This window comes from Acinetobacter sp. HA (assembly GCF_000264725.1).
Classification (GTDB): domain Bacteria; phylum Pseudomonadota; class Gammaproteobacteria; order Pseudomonadales; family Moraxellaceae; genus Acinetobacter; species Acinetobacter schindleri.
In genome coordinates this window covers 1-700 of sequence record NZ_AJXD01000089.1, presented here as the reverse complement: position 1 = coordinate 700, position 700 = coordinate 1, and the positions used below count along the sequence as shown (strand labels likewise).

Annotated in this window: 1 protein-coding gene; it reads right to left on the bottom strand. The window is 30.0% G+C overall.

All coding sequences use genetic code 11. The annotated features are described in order from the left end of the window. Positions 1–104: 104 nt before the first annotated feature. On the bottom strand, positions 105–632 hold the full coding sequence (locus HADU_RS11920; RefSeq protein WP_000537572.1) for a plasmid pRiA4b ORF-3 family protein: 528 nt from the start codon (positions 630–632) through the stop codon (positions 105–107). Positions 633–700 lie beyond the last annotated feature (68 nt).

The window sequence follows — 700 nt, the reverse complement described above, 5'->3', positions numbered from 1 at the left end:
CGGTTTTTTGCTGATTTCTTAGTCATAAATAAATTTTTAAGTTGTTGATTTTTATATTAATATACAAGTGTATTGCGTATAATATCCATTATGTTAAATCAGGTTTAAAACTTAATATCATGTGAATTAAAGTAGGTCGGATCAAACTCTATCTCTCCTATTTCATCCTCGATAATTTGCATGTAATCGTCATATCTTGGATGTTTGGGGTCTTGTAATGCATCTAAAATATCAAGATATCCAAAAATTCCTCCAATATCTTCAAATGGAGCATGATTTTGACCATCTATACAACATGGATATTTTTTATTTAAATCAGGAGATTGTCTGCTTTCTACAGTAATCAAATGTTCCCAACAATCGCCAAAATCATATGTATATATAATTTTTTTACCTACACGTAGAACTTCTTTCAATTTTTGTCTTTTATTGATCTTTTCATGCTTAATAGTCGTGAATTCATGTAAATGGCTATCTTCCCAATCAAAAGCAGATTGAATTGCCTTATGGAGCCTAGATAAAGTAGCTGCCGATGAAATTTGAATAGTTCTCCAGATTTCAGGATCACTACCTAGCAGACTAATTTTTAATTGAAAAACTTCATCAGAAGATTTGAGCTTTACAGTTCCCATAACAGCCTAGTTCTCAAAAAATAGTTTTAGTAAATCTAAAATTAACATAATACACCTTATACGAAATG

Coding starts and splice junctions, on each gene's coding strand:
- HADU_RS11920 (WP_000537572.1), bottom strand. CDS start 632: ATGGGAACTGTAAAGCTCAAATCTTCTGATGAAGTTTTTCAATTAAAA.